This window comes from Amycolatopsis sp. WAC 01376 (genome assembly GCF_003947415.1).
Taxonomy (GTDB): domain Bacteria; phylum Actinomycetota; class Actinomycetes; order Mycobacteriales; family Pseudonocardiaceae; genus Amycolatopsis.
Window position 1 is genome coordinate 142,015 of sequence record NZ_QHKL01000003.1, and the last position, 19,085, is coordinate 161,099.

16 protein-coding genes are annotated in these 19,085 nt (G+C 69.4%); 8 read left to right on the plus strand and 8 right to left on the minus strand.

Features of this window, described 5'->3' with window-relative positions; all coding sequences use genetic code 11:
* Nucleotides 1–32: 32 nt before the first annotated feature.
* Both DMH03_RS17375 and DMH03_RS17380 read left to right on the plus strand, forming a co-directional pair.
* Nucleotides 33–437, plus strand: a complete 405-nt coding sequence (locus DMH03_RS17375; protein ID WP_125793083.1) for a hypothetical protein — start codon at nucleotides 33–35, stop codon at nucleotides 435–437.
* Between the two features lie 59 nt (nucleotides 438–496).
* The gene (locus tag DMH03_RS17380) at nucleotides 497–961 is read left to right on the plus strand and encodes a DUF2127 domain-containing protein (protein WP_125793084.1); all 465 of its coding nucleotides are present in this window, start codon (nucleotides 497–499) and stop codon (nucleotides 959–961) included.
* A 9-nt stretch (nucleotides 962–970) separates the two neighbouring features.
* On the opposite strand, the gene DMH03_RS17385 is transcribed toward DMH03_RS17380, so the two are convergent.
* The 7 genes from DMH03_RS17385 to DMH03_RS17415 all read right to left on the minus strand — a co-directional run bounded on the left by DMH03_RS17385 (nucleotide 971) and on the right by DMH03_RS17415 (nucleotide 11,659).
* Nucleotides 971–1,669: a PP2C family serine/threonine-protein phosphatase gene (locus DMH03_RS17385; RefSeq protein WP_125793085.1), complete on the minus strand. Its 699-nt coding sequence runs from the start codon at nucleotides 1,667–1,669 to the stop codon at nucleotides 971–973.
* Between the two features lie 185 nt (nucleotides 1,670–1,854).
* The gene (locus DMH03_RS17390) at nucleotides 1,855–2,676 is read right to left on the minus strand and encodes a hypothetical protein (RefSeq protein WP_233611545.1); all 822 of its coding nucleotides are present in this window, start codon (nucleotides 2,674–2,676) and stop codon (nucleotides 1,855–1,857) included.
* Between the two features lie 44 nt (nucleotides 2,677–2,720).
* The gene (locus DMH03_RS17395; RefSeq protein WP_125793087.1) at nucleotides 2,721–4,574 is read right to left on the minus strand and encodes a glycosyltransferase family 39 protein; all 1,854 of its coding nucleotides are present in this window, start codon (nucleotides 4,572–4,574) and stop codon (nucleotides 2,721–2,723) included.
* A 4-nt stretch (nucleotides 4,575–4,578) separates the two neighbouring features.
* Nucleotides 4,579–5,832, minus strand: coding sequence for a bifunctional glycosyltransferase family 2/GtrA family protein (locus DMH03_RS17400; RefSeq protein ID WP_199748912.1), 1,254 nt, complete (start codon nucleotides 5,830–5,832; stop codon nucleotides 4,579–4,581).
* A 74-nt stretch (nucleotides 5,833–5,906) separates the two neighbouring features.
* Nucleotides 5,907–7,748, minus strand: a complete 1,842-nt coding sequence (locus DMH03_RS17405; protein ID WP_199748913.1) for a glycosyltransferase family 39 protein — start codon at nucleotides 7,746–7,748, stop codon at nucleotides 5,907–5,909.
* A 4-nt stretch (nucleotides 7,749–7,752) separates the two neighbouring features.
* The gene (locus DMH03_RS17410) at nucleotides 7,753–9,285 is read right to left on the minus strand and encodes a cell wall metabolism sensor histidine kinase WalK (RefSeq protein WP_125793089.1); all 1,533 of its coding nucleotides are present in this window, start codon (nucleotides 9,283–9,285) and stop codon (nucleotides 7,753–7,755) included.
* A 361-nt stretch (nucleotides 9,286–9,646) separates the two neighbouring features.
* The gene (locus tag DMH03_RS17415) at nucleotides 9,647–11,659 is read right to left on the minus strand and encodes a fatty acid desaturase (RefSeq protein ID WP_125793957.1); all 2,013 of its coding nucleotides are present in this window, start codon (nucleotides 11,657–11,659) and stop codon (nucleotides 9,647–9,649) included.
* A 615-nt stretch (nucleotides 11,660–12,274) separates the two neighbouring features.
* Between DMH03_RS17415 and tig the strand changes: the two genes are divergently transcribed.
* The 6 genes from tig to DMH03_RS17445 all read left to right on the plus strand — a co-directional run bounded on the left by tig (nucleotide 12,275) and on the right by DMH03_RS17445 (nucleotide 18,115).
* Nucleotides 12,275–13,645, plus strand: a complete 1,371-nt coding sequence (gene tig / locus DMH03_RS17420; RefSeq protein ID WP_125793090.1) for a trigger factor — start codon at nucleotides 12,275–12,277, stop codon at nucleotides 13,643–13,645.
* A gap of 171 nt (nucleotides 13,646–13,816) precedes the next feature.
* On the plus strand, nucleotides 13,817–14,419 hold the full coding sequence (locus DMH03_RS17425) for a ClpP family protease (RefSeq protein WP_125676314.1): 603 nt from the start codon (nucleotides 13,817–13,819) through the stop codon (nucleotides 14,417–14,419).
* Nucleotides 14,420–14,447: 28 nt separating this feature from the next.
* Nucleotides 14,448–15,119: an ATP-dependent Clp protease proteolytic subunit gene (locus DMH03_RS17430; protein WP_125793091.1), complete on the plus strand. Its 672-nt coding sequence runs from the start codon at nucleotides 14,448–14,450 to the stop codon at nucleotides 15,117–15,119.
* Nucleotides 15,120–15,337: 218 nt separating this feature from the next.
* Nucleotides 15,338–16,633 (plus strand): ATP-dependent Clp protease ATP-binding subunit ClpX, encoded by a 1,296-nt coding sequence (gene clpX / locus DMH03_RS17435; protein WP_125793092.1) that lies wholly within the window; start codon nucleotides 15,338–15,340, stop codon nucleotides 16,631–16,633.
* Between the two features lie 102 nt (nucleotides 16,634–16,735).
* A complete protein-coding gene (locus DMH03_RS17440) occupies nucleotides 16,736–17,119 on the plus strand; it encodes a hypothetical protein (RefSeq protein WP_125793093.1) in 384 nt (127 codons plus the stop codon).
* Nucleotides 17,120–17,194: 75 nt separating this feature from the next.
* On the plus strand, nucleotides 17,195–18,115 hold the full coding sequence (locus DMH03_RS17445) for a sensor histidine kinase (RefSeq protein ID WP_305021767.1): 921 nt from the start codon (nucleotides 17,195–17,197) through the stop codon (nucleotides 18,113–18,115).
* A 4-nt stretch (nucleotides 18,116–18,119) separates the two neighbouring features.
* Here DMH03_RS17445 and DMH03_RS17450 read toward each other — a convergent pair whose 3' ends face one another.
* The gene (locus tag DMH03_RS17450) at nucleotides 18,120–19,061 is read right to left on the minus strand and encodes an alpha/beta hydrolase-fold protein (protein WP_125793094.1); all 942 of its coding nucleotides are present in this window, start codon (nucleotides 19,059–19,061) and stop codon (nucleotides 18,120–18,122) included.
* Nucleotides 19,062–19,085: the final 24 nt, after the last annotated feature.

A 19,085-nucleotide genomic window follows, 5' to 3' on the forward strand; every position in this document is an offset into this window, starting at 1 on the left:
CTTGCCGGGGCGCAACGCCTTAATGGAAGGGCATGGATCACCGCCTGCTCGACCGGCTCCGGGACCTCCACGGCTCCCTGAGCACCGACATCACGTTCGTCACCCGGATGGTGGAGGACGACGTGCCGCGCGCCGACGTCCTCCGTGATCTCGGGGAACGGCTCACCGACCTCGGCGGCGCGCTGCTCCGCCGCTCGGACGACGTCAACGCCGGTGTGCTGGCGAAGCTGCCGGACGACGGCTGGCTGCCCGGAGCGGGCGAGCATCATCGGTCGCTGAGCGTGGCCCACAACGTCGGCGGACGGCCGCTGCGCTGCGGTCGGATCTATCTCGCCCTCTGCGGAGCGCCGTGCTTTCCCTTCTACGGCAGGGACCCCTCCGGCCGCACCGCGCGGCACGAGCGGTGCCCGGCCTGCCGGGACCGCCTGTTCCGGTGACGGCGGCTGCGGACGGCCGTCACGTGGGGCAGGGTGAGGTGATCGCGGAGGGAGCGCCCATGAACACCGAGAAGCTGTTCCGGATCGCCATCACCCTGAAGGGGCTCGACGGCGCGTTGCAGCTGGTGGGCGGGCTCGTCCTGATGCTCGTGCCGGCGTCGGCCATCTCCGGGTTCGCGCACGCCGTGGTCACCCGAGACCTGCTCGGCGACCCCGAAGGGACGCTGGCCCGGCACCTCGAACTCGCCGCCGGCCACTTCGTCGAAGGGCGGACGTTCGCCGTCGTGTACCTCGTCGTGCACGGACTGATCAAACTCGGCCTGGTCTGGGCGCTGGCGAAGAAGGTGATGCGGGCGTACCCCGTCGCCGCCGTCGTGCTCTCGGCGTTCGTGGTCTACGAGATCTTCCGCGCGATCCACACGCACTCGCTGGCGCTGCCGTTCTTCGCCGCCCTCGACGTCGTGATCGTCGTGCTGGTGCTGCGCGAGTACCGGCAGCTGAAACGGGATCGCGTCGCGGCCTGACCGCCCGGTTCAGGCCGCGACGCGAAACTTTTCCGTGGTGACCTCCGCACTGGGCGGATCCACCACGATCGCGGTGGCGTTGTCCGAGCCACCGAGCGAGATCGCCGTCCGCACCAGCTCGGTGGCCGCCCTGTCCGGCATCCCGAGGATGTCGAGCATGGTCGGACCGCTGAGCGTCTTGTGCACACCGTCGCTGGTGAGCACGAGCCCGCCGGTCGTGACGGTGGCCGTGCCGATCTCGTGCGCGGCGGCCGTGCGGACGCTGGTGGTGACGACGTGTTCCATCCGCGGTGTCACGGGCTGTTCGTGGTCGCGGAAGTACTGCGCGAGCGTATGGTCCTTGGTCACTTGCCGCACGGTGTGACCATCCCAAGCGTACGCCCGCGCGTCCCCGACCCACGCGATGCCATACCCCTCGTCGGTCCGGACGGCCACGACGAGGACGCAGTCACCCGTCCCGCCGAGCCCGAGTACAGCGCGCTGAGCAGCGAGAACAGCCCCGGCGGCGCCCTGCTCGACCGGTGTCCGGGCCGCCGCCGAAGCCGCCGTCCGCGCCGCTCGTGCCGCGTTCGGGTGATCTCCGACTCCGTCGGCCAGCGCGAACACGATTCCCCGGCCGCCCGCGGCCGCATACGCCGCGACGGCGTCCGCGTTGTGCGCACGCGGCCCCTGCGCGCTCGCCGTGTGCCAGTGTGGAAGTTCCCTCATGGTCTTCTCCTCACCCCTGGGTGACCCGCCTGCTTCCAGCGTCCGCCCCTTTCCTGTGGACGACCTGAGGGTGGGGTGATAGCCGCCTGTCGGTCCCGTCTGGCTGTCTCACGTGACTGCTGGGACGACACGCGTGATCAGACGGACGACACGCGTGTCTGGATGGACGACACGCGCGCGGCCGGTCACCGCAGCCGGGTGATCAGCGTCCGCAGCCAGCTCTCCGCCATCGCCGGTTCACTCCGAAGGTGCCGCACCAGCAGGTCCCGTGCCGCCTTCGAGCGGCCCGCCTCGACGATCGCGACCGCTTCGGCCAGCCCCCGCAGCCGCTTTTCCGAATGCTCCGGCGCGCGGCCGTTCTCGTCCGACCAGCGCGGCCGCGGGAAGGACGCGGTGAGTTTCGCCTGCACGTCGCCGAAGTAGTGCCAGACCGGCCAGTCGAGCGAGATGTTCCGGACCCCGTTCGCGGGCAGTTCGGCGGGCCAGTCGAAGTGCTGCTGCCACCGGAACGCCGACGGTGTCGTGTCCTCGCGGATGGTGATCCCGAGGAACCGCAGCCGACCGCGGATGATGCTCCAGGCCTCGCGTTCGTCGTCGATCCAGTCGCGCAGCAGCCGGTACAGCTCGGTGAACGTCTGTCCTGTGTAGACCAGGTCGACGAACACCTTCGGCCGTCCGCGCGCTAGGTCGTACGGGCTGAGCCCCGCCGCGGTGAGATTGGCACGCAGCTGTGCCACGTCGGCGGCCGTCAGGCCGTCACGGGCTCCCGCGAACGACAACGGCAGCTGGTGGATCCGGTCCCGCCACGGGGTTCCGCTCAACAGGTCGTGCACGCTGTCCGCGGAACGCCCGACGAAATACAGGTCCGCGTCTCCCGCGCGGGCGATCACCTTCGCGGCGCACGCGATCAGCTCGTCGAGGAACCACAGCGAAGGTTTTTCGGCGCGTTCCAGCAGCGTCCCGAGCTGGTCGGGGCGCACGAGGTCCCAGCGGTACGGCCGATTCACGCCGTCCAGGATTCCCGTGCGCCCCAACACTTGTCGAAGCATTTTCAGGAGAGCAGGCGGTACACCGTCTGCTCGCCGACGGTGGTGGCGGCGAAATTGTCCGCGACCCATTCGGCGATCTCGTCCGAGCCGCCACCGGGACCGCCGCGGCCTCCTTCGACGTAGTAGGTGATGTCGCCGTTCGCCACGTACTGCTGGAATTCCGCGAGTGTCGGGGCCGGATCCGAACCGCTCCAGCCGCCGATGCCGATCACCGACTTCCCGCTCGCGAGTTCCAGATTCGCCGCGGACTGCGAACTCGGCGCCGCGGCCGCCCATTTCGTCGTGGTCGCGGCGAGCAGGGCCCCGATCTCCGCCGACGAACCCTCGTCCATTCCCATGCTGCCGATCCCGCGGGGGTCGTTCACGGCCGGACCGGAGATCGGGATCGAGCCGGAGTGCGCCTGCGAAGCGGTTTCGACGCCGAACGCGGTGGTGCCGAGGCCGACGGTCAGCACGGCGGCCGTCGCCACGACGGCGGCGAGTTTCCGCATCGGCGGGACACCCACCAGGACGACGGTCGCGGTCACCAGGCCGAGCCCGGCGATGGTCCAGCGCAGCGCGGGCAGCCAGTCGGCGTTGCGGTCCAACAGGATGTACGCCCAGACGGCGCCGGCCGCGATCATCAGCGACAGGAAGACCCGCGGCGCGAGATGCGCCCGGCCGCGCCACAGCGAGGTCCCGGAGATCGCGACCACGGCGGCGATCGACGGCGCCAGCGCGACGGCGTAGTACGGGTGCACGATGCCGCTCATGAAGCTGAACACCAGCGCGCTGACGAGCATCCAGCCACCCCACATGATCAGCGCGGCCCTCGTCCGGTCGGTCCCCGCGGCCCGCCTGGTGAACCACAGCCCCGCCACCAGCCCGATCAGCGCGGCGGGCAGCAGCCACGACACCTCGCCGCCGAAGCTGGCACCGAACATCCGGGTCAGGCCGCTCTCGCCGCCGAAGCCGACGTTCCCGCCGGCCGAGCCGCTCACGACCCCGCTCGGACCGCCGACCATCACGCCGCCGCCCATGCCGAAGATCCGGCCGAGGCCGTTGTAGCCCAGCGCCAGTTCGAGCAGGCTGTCGCCGTCCGAACCCCCGATGTACGGCCGTGAGTCGGTCGGCCACAGATCGACCAGCGCGATGAACCAGCCTGCCGACAGGACGGTCGCGCCCAAAGCTCCGGACAGGTGCAGCAAGCGTTTGCCCAGCGAGGCCGGCGCGGCGATCAGGTAGGCGAGCCCGAACGCGGGCAGCACCAAGAACGCCTGCATCATCTTGGTGAGGAAGCCGAATCCGACGGCGACACCGGCGAAGGCCAGCCAGCGCGGGCTCGCCTTTTCGATCGCGCGGATCGTGCAGTACCCGCCGGCGATCAGCAGCAGCGTCAGCAGTGCGTCGGGGTTGTTGAACTTGAACATGAGCGCGGCGACCGGGGTGACGGCGAGCGCCGCCCCGGCGAACAGCCCGGCGACCGGTCCGGAGGTCCGCTTCACCGTCAGGTACAGCAGGCCGACGGAGGCGACCCCCATCAACGCCTGGGGCGCCAGCACGGTGAAGCTGGAGAAGCCGAAGAGCCGGGCGAACGCCGTCGTGACCCAGAGCGCGGCCGGGGGTTTGTCGACGGTCAGCACGTTCCCCGCGTCGAGGGAGCCGAACAGCCACGCCTTCCAGTCCTGGGTGCCGGACTGCACCGCCGCCGCGTAGAACGAGTTGCCGTAGCCGGAGGCGGTCAGGTTCCAGAAGTACAGCAGCGCGGTGGCGGCGAGCACGCCGGCGACGGCGGGCCGGACCCACCGGCCGGGTGATTTCGTGGCGTTTTCCTCGACGTGTCCAGGCTCCGCCCGGGAAGCGAGTGCGGTGGTCATGGGGTCAGCTCTCCATCTCGGTGGCGGTGCGGCGGCGGAACACCCAGCCGCGCAGCAACAGGAAGCGCAGGACGGTGGCCGCGAGGTTCGCGAGCACGAGCGCGGTGATCTCGAGCGGCAGTCCCGGTGCCGTCATCGTGTGCAGCAACGCCAGCGCACCACTGGTGAGCGCGAGCCCGAGGCCGAACACGATGAGGCCCTGGAACTGGTGCAGCCCGGCGCCTTCCCGGCCGCGGATGCCGAAGGTCAGGCGCCGGTTGAGCGCGGTGTTGCCGATCGCCGTCACCAGCAGTGCGACGAGGTTGGCCACCTGTGCGCCGGTGAACGTCCGCAGCAGCAGGAAGAGCACGAGGTAGGCGATGGTGCTGGCGACGCCGACGGCGGCGAACCGCACCAGTTGCCGCACCAGGCTCGGCGGCACTCCCGGCGCCCGCACCTGGATCGGCGCGCGGCCGAGCTGCTCGCGCAGGCCGCTGATCGGGATCTGGCCGGTCAGCGTCGCCTTGGTCAGGCGCGCGATGCCTTTGAGGTCGGCGGTCGCGGTGGCGACGATGTTCACCGACGAGTCCGGGTCGTCCACCCAGTCGACCGGGACCTCGTGGATCCGCAGCCCCGCTTTCTGCGCCAGTACGAGCAATTCGGTGTCGAAGAACCAGCCGGTGTCCTGGATGTGGGGGAGCAGGCGCTCGGCGAGCTCGTCGCGGATCGCCTTGAACCCGCATTGCGCGTCGCTGAACCTCGCCGCCAGCGTGCCGCGCAGGATCAGGTTGTAGCAGCGGGAGATGAACTCCCGTTTCGGCCCGCGCACCACCCGCGCGCCGCGGGCGAGCCTGCTGCCGATGGCGAGGTCGGAGTGCCCGGACAGCAGTGGTGCGACGAGCGGCCCGAGCGCGGCCAGATCGGTCGAGAGGTCGACGTCCATGTAGGCCAGCACCGGAGCGTCCGAAGTGGACCAGACGGCACGCAGCGCGCGGCCGCGGCCTTTCTCTTCGAGGTGACGGACTTCGACGTCGTCGAACTCGCGGCTCAGCCGTTCGGCGACCCGGAGGGTGCCGTCGGTACTGGCGTTGTCCGCGACGGTGATCCGGAACGGGTACGGGAACTGCTCCACGAGGTGCGCGTGCAGCCCGCGGATGCACGGCTCCAAATCGGTTTCCTCGTTGTAGACCGGGATGACGACGTCGAGGACGGGCGAGCCGTCCGGGGCGATGGCGGGGCGGCGGCCGGTTTCGGCGCCGGAGATGATCGCGGCTGTCATATCGTCAATCTCGGCCATCGCGCTGAGGCCGGCTTGTGTCCCGGCTGTGCCGTCGCTGTGTTCCGGCACGGGTTTCACCGGCTCAGGTCGTAGACGGTGACGCCGTCCACAGTGGTCGGCCGGTAGGTTTCCGCGACCCAGGCGGCGATCCGCTCGGCGGCGTCGCTGCCGGTCTCCCCGCGCATCATCATGCCGTCGCCGAGGAAGTAGTGGATCCGTCCACTTCGGACATACTCTTGGAACTGTTCCAGGGTGGGTGCCGGATCTGTGCCGTTGAACCCGCCGACGGCCATCACCGGTGCCCCGCTGCCGAGCTGGTAGCCCGCCGCGTTGTTGGAGCCGACGGTCGCCGCCGTCCAGGTGTGGTTCTCGCTTCCCCGCCGGAGCAGGGCGGCCAGGTTTTCGCCGGGCAGGCTCGTGCCGAGCAGGCCGCCGGGAGCGCCCATTCTCATGCCACGGACCGTTTCCGGTCCGGCGGAAGGAAGTGCGCCCGAATGCGGGGTGGCGGCCGTCGCGACGGTGTACGCGCCGGTGCCCGCCAGAACGGTGATCAGCGCGCCGACGGCGACCAGACGCCTTGCCACGTCAGGTAAGCGCGCTGCGACGAAGACCAGGAAAGCACATAGGAGACCGGCGACGAGGATCGCGATCGACAGGCCGGGAAGCCAGTCGGATTGCCGCGACAGCAGGAGATACGCCGTCAACGCGGTCAGCCCGATTCCGGCGCTCAAGGCACCCGCGGCGGCCGGATTCCCCCGTGCGCGCCACAACTGCGTGCCCGCGATCCCGACGAGCGCCGCGATCGCCGGGGCGAGCGCGATCGTGTAGTAGGCGTGGATGATGCCGCTCATGGAGCTGAACACCACGGCGGTCACCAGGAACCAGCCGACCCAGACGATCAGTGCCGAGCGGCCGCGGTCGGTGCGCGGTGCCCGGCGGGTGAACCACAGCCCGGTGGCCAGCGCGAGGACGGCGGCCGGGAGCAGCCAGGCGATCCCGCCCGCCATCTCGCTGCCGAACAACCGATCCCAGCCCGTGCCGCCCCCGCCGCCTCCGCCGACACTGCCGACCTCGTCACCGGTGATGCGGCCGAAACCGTTGTAGCCGAAGGCGAGTTCCCACAGGCTGTTCTCCTGCGAGCCGCCGATGTACGGCCTGTCCGCGGCGGGCCACAACGCGACGACGGCGAGGTACCAGCCGGCGGACAGGAAGGTGCAGATCAAGGCCCCGAGCAGATGCAGCAACCGGCGGCCCAGCGGGACCGGCGCGGCGATCAGATACGCGAGCCCGAACGCGGGCAGCACCAGGAACGCCTGCAGCATCTTCGCGAGGAAGCCGAATCCGACGGCGACCCCGGCCAGCGCCAGCCACCGCGGGCTCGCCTTCTCCAGCGCGCGGACGACGCAGTAGGCGCCCGCGGTGAGGAGCAGGACCAGCAGCGCGTCGGGGTTGTTGAACCGGAACATCAGCGCGGCGGCCGGGGTGAGCGCGAGGACGGCCCCCGCCAGCAGACCCGCGGCCGGGCCGGACGTCCGCCGCACCGCGGCGAACAGCAACGCCACCGAGCCGATCCCCATCAGCGCCTGCGGCACCAGGACGCTCCAGGCGTTGACACCGAACAGGCGCGCGGAAAGGCTCATCACCCACAACGCGGCCGGTGTCTTGTCCACCGTGATCGCGTTCGCGGCGTCGCTGGAACCGAAGAACAACGCCTTCCAGCTCAGCGACCCGGCCTGCGCGGCCGCCGAGTAGAAAGCGTTGGCCCAGCCGGATTCCCCGAGGTTCCACAGGTACAGGACCGCGGTCGTGAGCAGCAGCGCGGCCACGGACGGCCGGACCCAGCGCGGATCGGCCGGTGTGCCTCGGGCGGGGGGAGCGGTTCGATCGGCTTCGTCGCGGGAGGCGAGGAGGGTCATGGGCTCAGCGTCGGGGGCCGACCTGGGGCGTGGTTGTGCCGAAGCTGTGCACCCGCTGTGAGGATCCGATCACCGGCAGATGGACGGCGAACTCGGTGTGCCCTGGACGGCTGTGCACCTCGATCGTGCCGTGATGGGCCACGACGATGGCCGACGCGATCGCCATCCCGAGCCCGGTGCTGCCCGCGGTCCGCGACCGGGAAGTGTCGCCGCGGGCGAAGCGTTCGAACACGGCCGGCAGGAGTTCGGGGGCGATCCCGGGACCGTTGTCGGTGACGGTGAGCACCGCGGACCCGTTGTGGGAGCGGCTCAGCGCGGTGATCACCGTGGTGTCCGGCGGGGTGTGCGTGCGCGCGTTGGACAGCAGGTTCGCCAGGACCTGGTGCAGGCGCTGGACGTCGCCGCGCACGAATACGGATTCGGGCGGGAGCCGCAGTTGCCAGCGATGGTCCGGGCCGGCGACGTGCGCGTCGGCGACGGCGTCCGCGGTCAGCCGGGTGAGGTCGACTTCGGCCGCTTCGAGCGGCCGTCCGGCGTCGAGCCTCGCCAGGAGAAGGAGGTCCTCGACCAGTGTCGTCATCCGGGCGGCCTCGGACTGGATACGGGACATCGAACGCGCGACGTCCGGCGGCACCAGCGCGCTGCCGCGACCGGCGAGTTCGGCGTACCCGCGGATCGCCGCGAGCGGCGTGCGGAGTTCGTGGCTCGCGTCCGCGACGAACCGGCGGACCCGCGTCTCACTGGCGTGCCGGGCTTCCAGTGCCCGCGAGATGTGCCCGAGCATGAGGTTCAGCGCCGAACCGACCTGGCCGACCTCGGTCCGCGGATCGGTGTCGATCTCGGGCACCCGCACCGAAAGCGCGACGTGACCGCGGTCGAGCCGCATCGCCGACACCCGGCCCGCGGTCGCCGCGACCCGGTCGAGTGGCCGCAGCGTGCGCCGCACCGCGAACGCGCCGAGGAACCCCGCGCCGGCGACCCCCGCCAGCGCGACCCCGAACAGGATCCACCGGACCGTGGTCAAGGTGTCCTGCATCGGCCCGAGGGGGAGCCCGGTGACGACCGCGCCGCCGGGGATCGAGACGGCCTGCACGCGGTATTCGCCCAGACCGCCGAGCGTTATCGTCATCGGCGGCCGGTCCGCCGGGACGGCGAACAGGCCGTACTCCTGTTCGGCCGACAACCCCTGCGGAAGTCCTTGCACGGTAAGGATTCCCGCGTACAGCACCCGGTCACCGGAGAAACGCACGCTGAGCGTCCCGGACGCCTGGCCCGGCGCGTCGAGCGGATCGGGACCGAAGCCGTCCTCCGGCGGCCGGTTCGCGAAGTCGTGGGCACGGGCCGACGCGGCCGAGAGCTGGTCGTCGATCTGGCGGGTGAGGAACGACCGCAAGGCGACCTCGCTCGCGACGCCGATCACCAGGCAGACGAAGGCGAGCAACAGCACCATCGAGCCGGTCAGCTTGGCGCGCAGGGAAAGCCGCCCGGGCCGGAACGACCGGCGCGGGCCGGTGGTCGGGACCGAACCGGGTGCCATGACCCCGAGGGTGCGCCGCGGTCGTATGCGCGCGTTGTGTCCCGCCTGTGAGCCCGCTGTGCGCGTGAGGCACAGGAGATCCGATCATGAACGAAAACACACCGTCCACTTCGGACTGGGGAGTCAAGCGCGACGCGTCGGTGACTGGCGCGTCGCGTGCTATGAACGGTCCGTTACTTGCAAAATTTGCAAGTAACGGACCGTTCATAGCGCTCTCTTGGCGCCGGTCGGACAGCTGAGCTCCGCGCCGCAAGCCCTGACGCACCGGTCCGTGAAGGACTCCTTGCCTACCCTGAGGGTAGTGAAGGAGGCCCTCGCTACCCGTCGGCGTGCCTTCGCGCGCCCGCAAGCCCGAAGAGGCTCAGCGGTCGTAGTCCACGCCCAGTTCGGCCGAAGTCGCCACCGCCCGGCAGGTCAGGATCTGCCCGGCCGCGACCTCCTCGTCCCCGAGCGCGTAGTGCACGTCCATCCGCGCGCTGCCTCGCACCACCGTCGCCCGGCAGGTGCCGCAAGCGCCGCCGACGCATGCGTACGGCGCGTCGACGCCGTGCCGCAGCGCGGCGCTGAGCACGGTTTCGCCCACCGTCGCGGGGATTTCGACGGTCTTCCCGGCCGCCGTCACCGTCAGCGTCGGGCCCGGCCGCCGTGAGGGGCGGACGGGGAGCGCGCCTTGGAACAGTTCGAAGTGGACGTGTTCCTCGGGGACGTCACGATCGGCAAGTGTCCGGCGGGCCATGTCGACGAGGTCGCGCGGGCCGCACAGGAACCAGTCGTCCACCTTCGCCGGGTGCAGCCGCGCTTGCAGCAGTGCGCGGAGACGGGTGCTGTCGAGCCGGCCGCGCTGGTAGCGCTCGTGCGAGATGGCCAGCGCCTCGCCGACGATGTCGAACGGCTTCTCCAGCCGGTGTGTGCGCAGGTCCGGGTCGCGTTCGTCGGTGCGGTAGTGCACGACGTGCAGCCGTCCGCCCAGTCGCGCGGCGAGGCCGCCGAGTTCGTCGGCGAACATCGTGCTGGCGCCGGAGGTGTTGATGTACAGCAGGGTCGCCTTGCTGTTCGGCTCGTTCTCCAGTGTCGCGGTGAGGATCGACAGGATCGGCGTGATCCCGCTGCCCGCGGCGAGCGCGACGTACCGGCCCGCGCGGCCTTGGTCCGGCGTCAGGGTGAAAACGCCGTCGGGGGGCAGGACGTCCAGTTCGTCGCCCGCCGCGAGTTCCGTCGTGGCGAACGTCGAGAACGCGCCGCCGAGCTGGTGCTTGATCGCGATCCGCAGGATCCCGGAGTCCGGTGTCGAGCAGATCGAGTAGGCGCGCCGCACCTCTTCCCCGTCGACCTCGGCGCGGATGACGAGGTGCTGGCCGGGGGTGAACCGGAAGGTCTCCCGCAGCCGCTCCGGCACGTCGAACATCACGGTGACGGCGCCCTCGCACAGCGGCCGGATCTCGGCCACGCGCAGCGAGTGGAACCGGCTCGGCCCCCGGGGCTGGGGAGCGGGCGGTTCCTCGTCGAACGAACCGGTGAGCTGACGCCACTCGCGGTACTCCGTCGACGTCAGCTCGCGGCCCCACGGGGTCGCGATCGGGACGTCCCTGGCGAGATAGGCGTCGCGATTGTCCTTCCACGTACGCAGGTACCGGTAGAACGGGATCGCCGGGTGGAGATGGTGCACCAGGTGGTAGTTCTGGCACAGCATGATCGGCGTCATCAGCCATTCGAGCCCGACGCGGACGCGGGTGGCGCCGAACCGGTTCTGCCGCTGCGCGCCGAGGTCGTGATGGGGGAGCCAGTCGAACCACCAGGCCAGCACGGCCAGCCCGAGGCGCTGCGGGACCAGGTAGACCATCAGCAGTTCCCAGCCGTGGCCGGTCACGGCAAGCCAGGCGAACGCGGCGAGGCTCAGCGTGACGACGGCCGCGGTCTCGATCCGCTCCGACCGCGGGCGCGTGCGCTGCCGGGCCACGTAGAAGCGGGCGTACCAGAAGTCGATGGTCAGCCAGCGCAGTGGCAACTGCCACCAGGGGCCGTGCGCGGTCCAGGCGTCGGGATCGGTGTGGGCGTCCTCGTTGGTGTTGCGGTGGTGCTCCAGATGGATGTAGCGCACCAAGGGAAAGGAGCCGTAGGCCGCCACGAACGGCATCGCGAGCCTGCCGAGCAGTTCGTTGACCCAGGTGAGCTGTCCGGCCGCGTGGTGCGTCGACTCGTGCAGCACGGTGAACATGGTGAAGGTGACGAGCGCGTGCAGGGGAATGGTCACCCACAGCGGCGCGGCCTCGTTGACGACCAGCCAGGTGGCGCCGCTCCACACCATGAGGCCGCCGGTGAACAACAACACTGTCGGCACCGAGACGACCGGCAGCGGGACGCGCGGGTTGGGCACGCCGCGTCTCGGTCTTCTCTCGGGTATCTCCCCCGTGTCCTCGGACCGGGTTACGGCGACGGTCATCGATCGTTCCCCTCGGTCGATGGCTACCGGGACAAGCTGTCACACCGTAGACAATTAGTACTGGTTTGTAAACTTCATGTGAGTGCCGAAACACCACGTCACAGCGCCCGATGGTGAGGCGTGGCGCGCATCCGTGTCCAGGAACGGACGGCTTCGTAACAGAGAAGAACCGAAAACTCGTCCGATCGGGTGGTCCGTGCCCTGTTCGTCGGACCGTGCGCGACTGCTGTGCTCGGCGGGGGAGGGCGGGCTGATGGCCCCGGGCCAGGGGCGGCGAGGGCCACGACCCAGGCCGCGTCCCGTGGGTCTGTTCGCGGGCTTCGCGCCCAGGCGGTCCCTGACGGCACGGGCGGATGCGGCCGAGTACGACCCGGTACGAGGCCGATCCGCCCGCACCGCCAGGAACCACCTGGATCACGAACCCCGTCGAACAGACCCACAGGACACGGCCTAGACTCGGACGGCCCTGTCCACAAGCTGGCCAGGGCACATCCGCTGTCGACCGCATGCGGATGCCCATCACATCGTTTACCGCTCGAGGAGAATACGTTGAAGAGCACCGTCGAGCAGCTCAGCCCGACGCGAGTCAAGATCAATGTCGAGGTGCCGTTCGACGAGCTCAAGCCGAACTTCGACCGCGCCTACCGCAAGATCGCCCAGCAGGTGCGCATCCCCGGCTTCCGCCCGGGCAAGGCGCCGGCTCGCGTGCTGGAAAGCCGGATCGGGCGAGCCCCGGTGCTCGACGAGGTCGTCAACGAGGTCATTCCGGCCAAGTACATGGAAGCCGTGCGCGCGGGCGAGGTCCGCACGCTCGGCCAGCCCGAGTTCGAGGTGACCAAGCTGGAGGACCGTGAGGTCCTCGAGTTCACCGCCGAAGTCGACATCCGCCCGGAGATCTCGCTGCCCGACCTCGAGGGCTTCGCGGTCAGCGTCGACGACGTCGAACTGACCGACGCCGAGGTCGACGAGCAGCTCGACGAGCTGCGCGCCCGCTTCGGCACGCTGACCGGCGTCGACCGTCCGGCCGAGAACGGCGACTTCGTCTCGATCGACCTCGCGGCCACCGTCGACGGTGAGGAGGTCGAGGAGGCCTCGACCACCGGCCTGTCCTACGAGATCGGCTCCGGCCAGCTCGTCGACGGGATCGACGAGGCCATCATCGGTGCGAAGGCGGGCGAGACCAAGACCTTCACCACGAAGCTGGTCGCCGGCGAGCACACGGGCAAGGACGCCGACGTCACCGTCACCGTGCAGACCATCAAGCAGCGCGAGCTGCCCGAGGCGGACGACGAGTTCGCCCAGATGGCGAGCGAGTTCGACACGATCGACGAGCTGAAGGCCGACCTTCGCGAGCGTCTCGGCCGCGTCAAGAAGATGCAGCAGGGCGTCCAGGCCCGCGACAAGGTCCTCGAGGAACTCCTCGAGCGCACCGAGGTCGCGATCCCGGAGAAGGTCCTCGAGGCCGAGATCGAGAACCGCAAGCACGACGCGATCCACCCGTTCGACCACGACGAGGCGCAGTTCGCGCAGGCGCTCGAGGCCGAAGGGCGCACCCTCGAAGAGTTCGACACCGAGGTCCGCGAGGAGTCGGAGAAGGCGGTCCGCACGCAGCTGCTGCTGGACAGCATCGCCGACGCCGAGCAGACGTCGGTCAACGACGGCGAGCTCACCGAACGCATCATCTACCAGGCGCAGCGCTTCGGCGTCAGCCCGGACGAGTACGTCCAGCGGGCGCAGCAGTCCGGCCAGCTGACCGCGATCTACGCCGACGTGCGCCGCGGCAAGGCGCTGGCCTCGGTGGTCCGCAAGACCACCGTGACCGACGCCTCCGGCGCCACGGTCGACCTCGAAGAGCTCTTCGGCCCCGCAGCCGAGGAGACGCAGGTCACCGAAGAGGCCGCGAAGACTGCGGCCGAGTAGGGAATACGCGGTCCGGTCGAAACGGACCGTAAAGCTGTAAGCGAACTTGGGCGGTGTCAGGCATTCTGCACCGCCCAAGTTCGTTAGGGTCGGTTGCAAGATCCTCAAGCATCTGGACATACGCGGCGGCGAACGTTCCACCCGCCGCCGTCGGCGAAAAGGCAGGCAGACGTGACGCAGCACACGCCCCAGGCGCGGACCGGTACCGCAGGGCTCAACCTCACCGACTCGGTCTTCGAGCGGTTGCTCCAGGAGCGCATCGTCGTCCTCGGCTCCGAGGTCAACGACGAGGTCGCCAACCGGATCACCGCCCAGTTGTTGCTGCTCGACGCAGACGACTCCGAGTCGGACATCCGCTTCTACATCAACTCGCCCGGTGGCTCGGTCACCGCGGGTTTCGCGATCTACGACACCATGCAGCTGATCCGCCCGGACGTCGCGACCTACGCGATGGGCCTGGCCGCGTCGATGGGGCAGTTCCTGCTCTCCTCCGGCACGCCCGGCAAGCGGTACGCGCTGCAGCACGCGCGCATCCTCATGCACCAGCCCTCGGCGGGTGTCGGCGGCACGGCCTCCGACATCGCGATCCAGGCCGAGGTGTTCGGCAAGTGGAAGCAGGAGCTGGCCAAGATCACGGCCGAGCAGACCGGCCAGACCGTCGAGCAGATCGTCAAGGACGGTGACCGCGACCGCTGGTTCACCGCGCAGGAGGCGAAGGACTACGGCTTCGTGGACCAGGTCCTCACGCGCGAGAACCCGCTTCCCAACAGCTGATCCGCGCCGGCACACAGGAGAATTTTCAATGAGCAACTTCCAGCTTCCGATCGGGTCGCAGGCGCCTGGGATGCAGTCGCGGCTCCAGCTGCCGCAGTCGCGGTACGTGCTGCCCTCGTACGTCGAGCGCACCAGCTACGGCATCAAGGAATCCAACCCGTACAACAAGCTGTACGAAGAGCGTCAGATCATGCTCGGCGTGCAGATCGACGACGCGTCGGCGAACGACGTCATGGTCCAGCTGCTGCACCTCGAGCACGAGGACCCGGACCGCGACATCATGATCCTGATCAACTCGCCCGGTGGCTCGTTCACCGCGCTGATGGCGATCTACGACACGATGCAGTACGTCCGCCCCGACATCGTCACCATGTGCATCGGCCAGGCCGCTTCGGCCGCCGCCGTGCTGCTGGCGGCCGGGACCCCCGGCAAGCGGTTCACGCTGCCGAACTCGCGGGTGCTGATCCACCAGCCCGCGACCGAGGGCACCTACGGCCAGGTTTCGGACCTGGAGATCCAGGCCAACGAGATCCAGCGGGTGCGGCGCCAGATGGAGGTCATCCTGGCGAAGCACACGAACAAGGAAGCCGACGACATCAAGAAGGACATCGAGCGCGACAAGATCCTGACGGCCGACGAGGCCAAGGCGTACGGGATCGTCGACGAGGTGCTCGAGTACCGCAAGGCCTCGAGCAGCTGATCGCGGGAGGGGCCCGGTGCGTGTCGGGAGACGACACGCACCGGATCCCTGGTCTAAGGTCAGCTTCTGGCGTGCTCAGATGTGACGTTGGTTCTCCCGCCGACGCCATCGGGCGGGTACCGTCAGTGGCAGTGTGTGAGGCTCCGAGCGGTCATCCGTGACCGGGGCGGTAAGACAGTCAGGCGCGTATCGCGCCGGAGGGGACGAGGTCAACGGCCATGGCACGGATCGGTGACGGCGGCGACCTGCTGAAATGTTCTTTCTGCGGCAAGAGCCAAAAGCAGGTGAAGAAGCTCATTGCCGGCCCCGGGGTCTACATCTGCGATGAGTGCATCGATCTCTGCAATGAGATCATCGAAGAGGAACTGGCCGAAGCCGGTGAGGTCAAGCTCGACGAGCTGCCCAAACCCGCCGAAATCCACGAGTTCCTCGAGCAGTACATCATCGGCCAGGACGACGCGAAGCGTTCGCTGGCCGTGGCGGTGTACAACCACTACAAGCGTGTGCAGTCCGACGACAAGGCCGGGCCGAAGGATTCCAAGGACGAGACCGTCGAACTGGCGAAGTCCAACATCCTGATGCTCGGGCCGACGGGGTGCGGCAAGACCTATCTGGCCCAGACGCTGGCGAAGATGCTGAACGTCCCGTTCGCGATCGCGGACGCCACGGCGCTCACCGAAGCCGGCTACGTGGGCGAGGACGTCGAGAACATCCTGCTCAAGCTGATCCAGGCGGCGGATTACGACGTCAAGCGCGCCGAGACGGGCATCATCTACATCGACGAGGTCGACAAGATCGCCCGGAAGTCGGAGAACCCGTCGATCACGCGTGACGTGTCGGGTGAGGGCGTTCAGCAGGCGCTGCTGAAGATCCTCGAAGGCACCACCGCGTCGGTGCCGCCGCAGGGCGGCCGCAAGCACCCGCACCAGGAGTTCATCCAGATCGACACGACGAACGTGCTGTTCATCGTGGCCGGCGCGTTCGCCGGGCTGGAGAAGATCATCAACGAGCGGGTCGGCAAGCGCGGCCTCGGTTTCGGCGCGGAGATCCGCACCAAGGCCGAGATCGACGAGAGCGACATCTTCTCCGACACCATGCCGGAGGACCTGATCAAGTTCGGGCTGATCCCGGAGTTCATCGGCCGCCTCCCGGTCGTGGCGACGGTGACCCACCTGGACAAGGAGTCGCTGGTCAGCATCCTGACCACGCCGCGCAACGCGCTGGTGAAGCAGTACAAGAAGCTCTTCGAGATGGACAACGTCGAGCTGGAGTTCACCAAGACCGCGCTCGAGGCCATCGCCGACCAGGCCGTGCTCCGCGGCACCGGCGCCCGTGGCCTGCGCGCGATCATGGAAGAGGTCCTGCAGCCGGTCATGTACGACATCCCCAGCCGCGACGACGTCGCGAAGGTCGTCATCACCGAGCAGACCGTCCGCGAGAACGTGAACCCGACGATCGTGGCGCGTCAGCCGTCACGCCGTCGTGGCAGCGAACGCGGCGAGAAGTCCGCCTGACAAAGCACGTCAGCGTCAACGATGCCCCGGCCGGAGCCTTCCGGCCGGGGCATCGGTTTCTCCGGCCAGGTCCGGCCGGTGACCGGACCGAGATAGGATGCGATGGTGCCGCTGACTCCCACGAAGGACGAGAACGAGGCTCCCGAGCTGGAAGCCGCGAGTCCACGCGAGGTCAGGGGACTCGTCGAACTCACCGAACGCATCGTCGTCGGGGCGTATCGAGGGCATCCGTGGATCCCGCGCGCGCTGACGATCGTGCTGGGCGTGCTGGTGGCGACCTGCCTGGTGGCCGGTGTCGTCCGCTTGTCGCCGCTGCCGCTGATCCCGCTGCCGTTCTTCGCCGTCTCGGCGTACGCGCTCTTCCGGATCAAGACGGCGCGAAGCGCGGAGGCGAACTCCTCACTCGTCGCCTGGACAGGACTGTTCACCGGTGCGACGCTCGCCGGATTCTGGTTGATCTCGATGGCGGGACGCTGGCTCGGCTGATCGGCCCGGCACCATTTTCGGATTTCCCTCCGTTAGCAGGGTTTCAGAACTGCCCCAACGGGGTAAGACGAGTCCGTGACAGTCACCGCGGGTCCCTTCACCCACGTGGGCCTGCTCTACTCCGGTGACACCGAGTACCTGAACGGAACGATTCCGTACATCCTCGAGGGTTTGAAGCTCGACGAGCCGGTCGCGGTCGCCGTCCCGGGCCGGAATCTGACGCTGATCGAAGACGCGCTGGGCGATTCCGCCGCCGAGGTCGAGCTCATCGACATGACCGAAGCGGGCCGTAACCCCGGCCGCATCCTTCCCGGTGTGCTGCTCGCGTTCGCCGACAACCGGCCGGGGCCGGTCCGGATCATCGGCGAACCGATCTGGGCGGGCCGTTCGCCCCTCGAGTACCCGGCGTGTGCACAGCACGAGGCGCTGATCAACTTCGCGTTCGGCGACCGTGACCTCAGCATCCTGTGCCCGTACGACCGGACCAGACTCGAAGACGGCGTCCTCGCCGACGCCGAGCGGACCCATCCGATCCTCTCCGGCGCCGACGGCGACCGACGCAGCGAGGGTTACGCGCCCGACGCGGTCGTCGAGCAGTACAACCTGCCGCTGCCCGAACCGGTCGTGGCCGACGCGTTCCGGTTCGATCTCGCGAGGCTCAGCGCGGTGCGGCACTTCGCACAGGTGCGCGCCGAGGAGAGCGGGCTGTCCCCGGGCCGGGTGGAGGATCTCGTGCTCGCCGTGGCGGAACTGTCCGCCAACAGCGTGCTGCACGGTTCGGGCCAGGGTGTCGTCCGCGTCTGGCGCGACGAGGCCCATGTGCTCTGCGAGGTCATCGACGAAGGCACCCTGAGCGATCCACTGGCCGGCAGGCGGCCCGCCACCGCGGGGCAGATCGGTGGACGCGGCCTGGTGCTGGTGAACCAGGTCGCCGATCTCGTCCGGCAGTACCTGAGACCGGGCTCGACCGTGACCAGGATCTTCTTCCGCGTCTGAGCGTTCAGGCGTTCTTCGGGACGTGCTTGCCGAGGAACGCGACCAGGCTCGGCACGACGGTGCGGTTGAACGTGTCGCCGTGTTTGCCGCGCGCCGTGTGCGCGACCATGGGCCGCGCTTCGGAGATGAACTTCCGCACCCCGCCGATGAACGGATCTTCGGTGCCGCACCAGATCCCGGTCGGCACCTTCTTGGTGACGTCGATGTGGCGCAACGGGTCCAGCGAGCCCCAGTCGGTGGCGTCGCGGAACGCGCGCCGTTTGCTCATCTCGGCCCACGACGTCATCAGCGCGGGCGCGAGCGCCGCGACCGCGGCGGGCGGGCGACGGCGTTCGAGACGGCGCCGCGTGTAGAGCAGCGCGCCGAAACCGCCCATCGAAAGCCCGGTGGCGGCGAACGGCAGCCCGTCCCGGCCGCCGAGGCCTCGGGCGGCCAGCCAGCGGGGGACCTCTTCGAGCAGCATCGCCATCGGGTTGTCGCCGGGCTGGTTCTCGTGCCAGTAGTGGTCGCCGCCGTCGACCGCGACGAACCCGTACGGGGGCACCGCCTTGCGGGCGACCTCGCTGCTGAGTTGCTTGAGCAGCCCGGTGGGAGCCGCGTGCCGCGCGGTGCCGTGGAGGCCGTGGAGCATCAGCGACATCGGCAGGCCCTTGGGCGGCGCCTTGGTCGGCAGCATCAGCACCAGGTCGACCTCGCGCCCGCGGGCTTCGGAATAGACACGCTCGACGCGGGGGCTGCCCAGCTGGGTCGCCGGGGTCGGCGACGCGACGCCGAGTGCCCGCTGGAGCGCCTCACTGAACGGCAGGGCCCCGGTGGCCGTTCCGGCGGCGAGCCCGGCGACGCCGAGACCCGAGGCGCCGGCGATCAGCACGGACCGGCGGCTCAGCCAGCGACGGGCGCCGTCCACCCCCGGCAGCGGCGTGTGCCCCTGATCGTCCTCGTTCACCGATCCCCGTTCCCCCGTTTTGCT

Bases quoted from the DNA above. Each gene is read 5' to 3' on its own strand.
- DMH03_RS17410 (WP_125793089.1), bottom strand. From the start codon at position 9,285: ATGGCACCCGGTTCGGTCCCGACCACCGGCCCGCGCCGGTCGTTCCGG.
- DMH03_RS17400 (WP_199748912.1), bottom strand. From the start codon at position 5,832: ATGACAGCCGCGATCATCTCCGGCGCCGAAACCGGCCGCCGCCCCGCC.
- DMH03_RS17405 (WP_199748913.1), bottom strand. From the start codon at position 7,748: ATGACCCTCCTCGCCTCCCGCGACGAAGCCGATCGAACCGCTCCCCCC.
- DMH03_RS17385 (WP_125793085.1), bottom strand. From the start codon at position 1,669: ATGAGGGAACTTCCACACTGGCACACGGCGAGCGCGCAGGGGCCGCGT.
- DMH03_RS17395 (WP_125793087.1), bottom strand. From the start codon at position 4,574: ATGACCACCGCACTCGCTTCCCGGGCGGAGCCTGGACACGTCGAGGAA.
- DMH03_RS17380 (WP_125793084.1), top strand. From the start codon at position 497: ATGAACACCGAGAAGCTGTTCCGGATCGCCATCACCCTGAAGGGGCTC.
- DMH03_RS17440 (WP_125793093.1), top strand. From the start codon at position 16,736: ATGGTGCCGCTGACTCCCACGAAGGACGAGAACGAGGCTCCCGAGCTG.
- clpX (WP_125793092.1), top strand. From the start codon at position 15,338: ATGGCACGGATCGGTGACGGCGGCGACCTGCTGAAATGTTCTTTCTGC.
- DMH03_RS17375 (WP_125793083.1), top strand. From the start codon at position 33: ATGGATCACCGCCTGCTCGACCGGCTCCGGGACCTCCACGGCTCCCTG.
- DMH03_RS17430 (WP_125793091.1), top strand. From the start codon at position 14,448: ATGAGCAACTTCCAGCTTCCGATCGGGTCGCAGGCGCCTGGGATGCAG.